A 7462-nucleotide genomic window follows, 5' to 3' on the forward strand; every position below is an offset into this window, starting at 1 on the left:
ATACAAATAGAGTCCTATTCATGTTGGTGCTAGAGATTTAGTTTCTAATTAATGAAAGCTCTGTTTCAATTGCTAATGATGGCAAAGATAAGGTTGTATCTAGCTGGTTGAGTATTTGCCGAATTAATGACATGCCTTCCAAAAAATTATCAGTATTCCGCGCTAGAGCTATTCTGATATATCTCTCTCCTTGAGCAGGATTATACCAGAAGAAGTAACTGCCTGGTAAAACGTAAATCCCTCCTGTACAGAGAATTCTTTGTAATTCTGTGGCTGTGAGATTGGGTTCCATAATTTCACACCAAGCCACACTGACTTTACCTTTTGGTTTTTGTATTTTTAGAATACTATTATCAAAAATTTCTTCTATAATTTTTCTGTTAGTCTTTAAAAGATTTTTTGTGGAAGTAAACTGGTATCTTTGAGAATCCTTTATATACTCTGTGAGAAAATTCAGAATAAAAGGCGATACATTTAGTATGTAAGCTGTATAGATACTATACATCTCGTCATAAAGATTATCGCTTACTTTCAGCATGGCTATTTTGGCATCTTGAATCGGCCAGGTTTTACCTGTATCTTCAATTGCCATATATTTTACACCTGATTCCCTTAATATTTTATAGGTATCATATAGTTCAATTTCCTCATCATTCATTAAGAAGTTCGCAAAGCAATAATCTATTATCAGAATTTTGTCATAGTCTTTACAGAACCTGACTAGATTTTCAAAAGATTGCTTATTTTTTTTATCCAGCAGAGTGAAACCGGTGGGATTATTCGGATCTATAATAAATATAGCATCAGTTTTTACATGATTTTTCAGGTTTTCATAAATTTTATCTTCTTCATGAAGTAATTCCTCTTTTAAAGGAGAAAGAGGTATTTCCATGTGCATCAATATTTCATATAGATTGTCAAAGCAAGGCTCCAGTAAACTCACTGTTAATCTCTTTTTTAAGAGAAAGTTAGCTACCTGAATTGTTGCAATTGAAGCAGCATAATGCAGCATAATATTGTTCGGCATTAAGGCTGACTCAATTTTTCTCACTTTATAGAAAGTCTCAATAAATCTTGTATTGAGAACCTCTTGTTTGATTTTTTCAGATTCCAGCCATAATTCTGGCAATCTTTTTACAATTTCTAATTGAGAGATAGATTGGGATTGATGGGTATGAGCATCAGCAAAATTGTATTTGTGTTTAAGTGCTTGAACTTCATGTTGCGTTAAATCTTCAAATTTGATCTGATTCATAATTACCCTCGCAGAAGCAAAAATATTTTATTCCCTGTTTATAGCCACTATCGAACTGTTTTGTAAAATGGCTGAAACTCAATCAGAACTTCGTATTAAGACAACTTTACATACCGTTGTATGACTTTAGTTTTTTCTATATACTTAGTTTTCGTTGATTAATATACAATGACTTAATAGTTAAAATGTAATACCTTAATAAAAGTTTACTTAACGGGTGACAAGGCTGTTGAAGATGAGATGTAGCAATAATTTGAGAAATTTGTTGTCCCCAACGTCCCCACCCACAAGCAGCCATTTCACTACATATTTACCACTACCGTGTTTTTTCTTACTTAAGGTTCTTCCGTACCTGTTATGCCAAACATGAGTTTATTTACCCCACAACCCATATAAATAAAGGGTTTTATTGTTCTTGATACCAAATTTGTCAAAATAACCAATGAATTAAAGTAAAATCCTTATATAACAAGAATTTTGGGATTTAAAAAAAATAATTTAGCATAACAAGTACCGAAGAGCCTTACTTAATGGCTGAATTGAGGTCAATAATAGTTGCTATATGCGCCCGTTTTCAACATCTTCCCCTACTCCCAACTTTTCCACCATTATTTGTTCACGAGTTTCTCCAAAAGCTAAAGTCAACAGGGGATTTGCTTCTAAAGCCGGGAGAGTAGTACTAATATTATCAAGATCATTTCTAAATGTACTGGGCAACTTTACCACAAACATCATCGTTCTTATTGCATAGAACAAAGATAGACTCAACCACAAGATATGGTTACTGGAGAACTTAACGGCAGCAAAATTCACAGGTGCAAATCCGATAAAAAGAGCGACTAAGCTAACATTACGGAGGGTATGTCCTTGTGCTAAACCTAAGAAGTATCCTTCCAGTGTAAAATCTATAGAACTAAGTACCAAGGCCAGTACCAACCAGGGAACAAAAGTATCTATCTTAGAGATGATTTCGGTGTGGTTAGTGAATAATCTAAAAACACTATCGGGAAATAATATACATATTCCACCGAAAAATATTCCTACAATCAGAGCAGTTAAGACAGAAAAACTAACTAGAGGTGCTAACTGGTGTGAATCTCCTTTTCCTTTAAAGTTTCCGACCAAACTTTCTGTACCGAATCCGATTCCTTCAATAAAATATGTATTAAAGCTGATTATCTGCCACAACAAAGAATTCTGTGCGTAAACTAGCATTCCCATCTGTACTCCTTGATAACTAAATGTTAAGGAGATAAACAGAAGAACTAAATTGCTAATAAAGATGTTGCCATTGAGAGTTAAGTTAGATTTTATAGCTGAGATGTCCCATATTTTAAACGCTACAGATATCACTTCCAACCACTGGAATTCTCTACAAAAAAATATCAATCCTACCAACAACAATATATATTGGCTGGCAGCAGAAGAAACTCCTGCTCCCATACTTTCCCACCCTAAGTTGATAATAAACAGATAGTCAAGTCCAATTTTCACACCATTACCAACTACTGATAACAGCACAACTAAGCCATTTTTTTCTCGCCCTAGAAACCAACCTATCAGAACAAAATTGAGCAAAACCGCAGGCGCTCCCCAAATTTGGGTGTTGAAATAGGCAAGACCTGAAGATTTGATTTCTAGGGGGACATTGAGGATGGTAAACCCAAGCTCTCCCAAAGGGTATTGTAAAAGTATGAGGGCAATACCCAGCACCAAAGCTATTAAACCATTACGCAATCCTATCAATAACATTTCTTCCCTGTCATCTCCTCCAACCGCTTGCGCTGTGACTCCAGTAGTCCCCATTCGTAAAAAGAGTAAAACGAAGTAGAGAAAGTTGAGCAAGTTGCCAGCAAGGATGACTCCGGCGAAGTTGTTGATTTCTTCAAGATGACCCAAAAATATGACACTGACTAAATTAGCTACCGGGATCATAATATTCGATAGGACGTTGGCTAGAGCTAATTGGAAATAGCGAGGTATGAAATCATACTTGTTTTTGAGTGTCGGGTTCATTTTTTAAGTAAGTAGTAGTCTGTCAAAGATATTTTAACGGGTAATGGTTCTATTCCTCCTCTGCTCCCTCTACTTGTCTTCATCCTCTATACTCAAAACGGCTGGAAGCTGGACTTTTTTATCATACAAAGAACAAGTTCAAAGCCTCTCCCCGCAAGGGGGAGAGGTTTACCAGAGGGGTTTCATATTTGGTTAAACTATGAACCGTTTTCAGTATATCTCCCCTTAGAGGGTGTTTGAAAAGTTATGGTCAATGTATCAAATATTTTTTACCCCACCCTAACCCTCCCCTTGTAAAGGGGAGGGAACTGGATTTTTATTGTTTCCCCTTTTACAAGGGGAAAGGGGGGTAGCAATGTGATGAAAATTACGGAATACCACTTTTCAAACATCCTCTAAGAGGGTGTTTGAAAAGTCTCAATCCATACTAAGTAGGTTGGTGTTGAAAATTGTCGTTATGGCAAGGCAATAGGCAATAGGCAATAGGCAAGAGTGAAGAGGGTTTGGGCGATTTTACGTTTCTTTAGAGGTTGTTTGAAAACTTTTTCGTGTGGGATCTGACACCCGCAGATCCCCCTAAGTCCCCCTTAAAAAGGGGGACTTTGAGGAATTTAGCCCCCCTTTGTAAGGGGGGTTGGGGGTATCTCGATTAATTCTGATACTTTTCAAACATCCTCTTACACAGTTTGGTTTTATTGTGTTCACCTACTTACTTTAAAAAATTAGATAAATGGTGATACTCTGGAATAGAATCCTACATATACATTTTTAAGAGTTATGAATTATAAATTATCACGAATGGCAGCGATTCAATCGCCAATTATTCCGGTGGTGGGAGAATTAATTAAAAACTCTCCTGGGACAATTTCTTTAGTTTCTTTAGGACAAGGTGTGGTTCACTATCAACCACCAGATACCGCAATGGAATTATTACCAAAGTTCCTGGCTGAACCTAAAAATCATCTTTATCAACCCGTTATCGGGATTCCTGAATTATTAACAGTATTAGCAGCAAAGTTATCAATATTTAATAGTCTTGATATCAATGAAGAAAATGCTATTGTGGTGACAGCAGGTAGCAATATGGGGTTTATAAATGCTATTTTAGCAATTACTTCTCCTGGTGATGAAATTATTTTAAATACTCCCTACTATTTTAATCATGAAATGGCAATTAAAATGGCAGGTTGTCATCCGGTATTAGTTGCCACAGATACAAATTATCAATTAATTCCTAAAGCCATAGCCGCCGCAATTACAGATAAAACCCGTGCGGTAGTGACGATTTCTCCGAATAATCCTACAGGTGTTATTTATTCAGAAACAGCATTAAAACAAGTTAATGAAATTTGTCGAGAAAGGGGAATTTATCATATTAGTGATGAGGCTTATGAATATTTTACTTATGACGGTGTAAAACATATTTCACCGGGGGCATTTGCGGGCAGTCATCAATATACAATTTCTCTGTTTAGTTTGTCGAAAGCTTATGGTTTTGCTAGTTGGCGAATTGGTTATATGGTAATTCCTCAACATCTATTAATTGCTGTGAAAAAAGTCCAAGATACCATTTTAATTTGTCCACCTGTGGTTTCTCAATATGCAGCTTTGGGGGCTTTACAAGTAAAAGATGATTATTTAAAAGATAATATTGGGACTATTGCTAAAGTTCGAGAAATAGTAATTGATTCACTGCGATCGCTTCAGGATTTATGTACAATTACACCAGCTAATGGTGCATTTTACTTTTTCTTGAAAGTGCAGACAAAAATGAATGATTTGGAATTAGTGAAAAAACTGATTCAAGAACACAAAATAGCAGTGATTCCGGGAACAACCTTTGGGATGGAAGATGGTTGTTATTTGCGGGTTGCTTATGGTGCGTTACCAGCAGATACAGCTAAAGCAGGTATAGAAAGATTAGTCAAAGGTTTGCAAAGTATCGTATTATAGCCACATAACAAAAATTAATATTCGGATTTTCCCATGAGTCAAATAGTTTGGATAGCAAGACACGCTAACCGCCTTGATTTCGTATATCCCGATTGGTTTCTAACCGCCGAAAGACGGTATGATCCACCTTTATCAGATGATGGTATGATTCAGGCGCAGCAGTTAGCAAAGCGACTTAAAGGGGAAAAAATCGCCCATATTTTTGCTTCTCCATTTTTGCGAACTATCCAAACGGCAAATGCGATCGCTGAAGTTTTGGATTTATCTATTAAACTGGAAGTAGGTTTGAGTGAATGGCTTAATCCCGAATGGATGACTGAAGAACCGGAAAAACTCCCAACTTCAGCTTTAGTCAAATTATTTCCCAGAATTGATACCAGTTACACATCACGCATAGCCGCAAAATACCCGGAAACTCATCAACAGGTGCGGGAACGTTCGGCACAAACTGCCAGGTGTTTATCTACTGAATTCTCCCCCCATGATATCCTATTGGTGGCACATGGCGCGTCTGTCTTGGGTGCAGCAATGGGATTTGTAGGGGACATAGCCAAAAATGAAGTCAAAGCTTCTCTATGTTCTTTAGTAAAAGTTGTCCGCCAAGATTCAGAATGGTTGTTAGCACTAAAGGGTGATACGTCCCATTTGACGAAAGTTGAAGAATTGGTGAGATTTGTGTAAATATTTAATGAGGATTTTCTCTAAATCACAACTAACGCTGACTCAGCAAAAGTAACTTACTAACTGATAAATTTTATGACATTGCTACTGGCCGGAGACATAGGCGGAACAAAAACTATTTTGCGTTTAGTGGAATTTTCAGAAACACTGGGATTAAAAACTCTGCACGAAGAGAGTTTTCGCAGTGGAGATTTTCCTGATTTAGTCCCCATCGTCCAAAGGTTTTTGACTACAGCTAACTCTAGCACACCAGAAAAGGCTTGTTTTGCGATCGCAGGACCAGTAGTGGAAAACACCGCCAAGTTGACCAATTTAGCCTGGTTTCTCGATACAAATCGTTTAACTCAAGAATTGGGTATTCTATCAATTTCCCTGATTAATGACTTTGCGGCTGTTGGTTACGGCATTTTTGGATTAACAAAACAGGATTTACTAACTTTACAAGTTGGTAAATACCAACCAGCAGCACCAATGGCTGTAATCGGTGCAGGAACTGGGTTAGGACAAGGATTTTTGATTAAACAAGACCATCAATATCAAGTCTTTCCTTCCGAGGGTGGACACGCAGATTTTGCACCACGCAATGAACTAGAGTTTCAACTGTTGAAATATCTAGTAGATAAACATGATATTCCACGAGTCTCCGTAGAAAGAGTAGTTTCCGGGTTAGGAATTACCTCCATTTACCAATTTTTACGAGATAGAAAAATAGCCACCGAATCACCAGAAATTGCCCAAGCAGTCAGAACATGGGAACAAGAAGCACAGACAACCGAAAAAACCGTTGATCCAGGGGCCCTTATTGGCGCTGCTGCACTGCAAAAAAGCGATCGCCTTTCCGAACAAACCATGCAATTATTTATAAAAGCCTACGGTGCAGAAGCCGGCAATCTAGCCTTAAAACTCCTCCCCTATGGCGGATTATACATTGCCGGTGGTATCGCCCCCAAAATCCTCCCCTTAATGGAAAATGGTAGTTTCCTCTTGAATTTTATCCAAAAAGGCAGAATGCGTTCTCTTCTCGAAGAAATCCCCGTGCATATAATTCTTAATCAACAAGTGGGATTAATTGGTGCAGCTTTGTCTGCCTCTAGGTTATAACTAGTAGTCTGTCAACCCAAAAATGACGGGTGAAGGCAAGCAGGGGGAGAAGAGAGGCACCAGGGGTAGGGGAGGGAAGAACAGAAGTTTTTTCCGATCATTACCCGTCAAAATAAATTTGACGAACTACTAGCAACGTCAGGAGTCAGAAAGTTTGTTGACACTCTCCGGTCTAAAGACGCGGAGATTCTATAGAGAGTTTCAGTCTATATCCCTCAGTTATCCCAGTTTCAGGCACTGCCTTAAATATTTGGGTTCTTGCCCTGATTTCGTTGGCCCTGGCGGGCGAAATCATATCTGACAAGCGTAACTTTCCGAGAGTCCCTCGGTAGCTTTTTATGTCTTTAGTGACAATATAGTTGTATCACGAATATGGATTAAAATCAATGCAGGATTTATCCTGCCTCTAGTACAAAACGGCGTAAATAAACCAACCATTCTAAATCCTCCAAAAGC

The 7462-nt window shown here is 37.8% G+C and carries 5 protein-coding genes; 3 read left to right on the forward strand and 2 right to left on the reverse strand.

Features of this window, described 5'->3' with window-relative positions:
- Positions 1–37: 37 nt before the first annotated feature.
- Together AN486_RS07120 and gntT are read right to left on the reverse strand one after the other, a co-directional pair.
- Positions 38–1255, reverse strand: a complete 1218-nt coding sequence (locus AN486_RS07120; RefSeq protein WP_290599879.1) for a pyridoxal phosphate-dependent aminotransferase — start codon at positions 1253–1255, stop codon at positions 38–40.
- 558 nt (positions 1256–1813) lie between these two features.
- On the reverse strand, positions 1814–3271 hold the full coding sequence (gntT, locus tag AN486_RS07125) for a guanitoxin biosynthesis MATE family efflux transporter GntT (RefSeq protein WP_290599880.1): 1458 nt from the start codon (positions 3269–3271) through the stop codon (positions 1814–1816).
- Positions 3272–4048: 777 nt separating this feature from the next.
- Here gntT and AN486_RS07130 point away from each other — a divergent pair.
- The 3 genes from AN486_RS07130 (at position 4049) to AN486_RS07140 (ending at position 7006) form a co-directional block, all read left to right on the forward strand.
- Positions 4049–5224, forward strand: coding sequence for a pyridoxal phosphate-dependent aminotransferase (locus tag AN486_RS07130; protein ID WP_290599881.1), 1176 nt, complete (start codon positions 4049–4051; stop codon positions 5222–5224).
- 33 nt (positions 5225–5257) lie between these two features.
- Positions 5258–5905 carry a histidine phosphatase family protein gene (locus AN486_RS07135; protein ID WP_053539483.1) on the forward strand — a complete coding sequence of 216 codons (648 nt, stop codon included), beginning with the start codon at positions 5258–5260 and terminating at the stop codon, positions 5903–5905.
- 75 nt (positions 5906–5980) lie between these two features.
- Entirely contained in the window at positions 5981–7006 is a 1026-nt protein-coding gene (locus tag AN486_RS07140) for a glucokinase (protein WP_039203311.1), read from the forward strand.
- Positions 7007–7462 lie beyond the last annotated feature (456 nt).

It is taken from the genome of Anabaena sp. AL93 (assembly GCF_001672085.1).
Taxonomy (GTDB): domain Bacteria; phylum Cyanobacteriota; class Cyanobacteriia; order Cyanobacteriales; family Nostocaceae; genus Dolichospermum; species Dolichospermum heterosporum.

Excerpts from the sequence above, each read along its gene's own strand:
- gntT (WP_290599880.1), bottom strand. The coding sequence starts at position 3,271 with ATGAACCCGACACTCAAAAACAAGTATGATTTCATACCTCGCTATTTC.
- AN486_RS07140 (WP_039203311.1), top strand. The coding sequence starts at position 5,981 with ATGACATTGCTACTGGCCGGAGACATAGGCGGAACAAAAACTATTTTG.
- AN486_RS07120 (WP_290599879.1), bottom strand. The coding sequence starts at position 1,255 with ATGAATCAGATCAAATTTGAAGATTTAACGCAACATGAAGTTCAAGCA.
- AN486_RS07130 (WP_290599881.1), top strand. The coding sequence starts at position 4,049 with ATGAATTATAAATTATCACGAATGGCAGCGATTCAATCGCCAATTATT.
- AN486_RS07135 (WP_053539483.1), top strand. The coding sequence starts at position 5,258 with ATGAGTCAAATAGTTTGGATAGCAAGACACGCTAACCGCCTTGATTTC.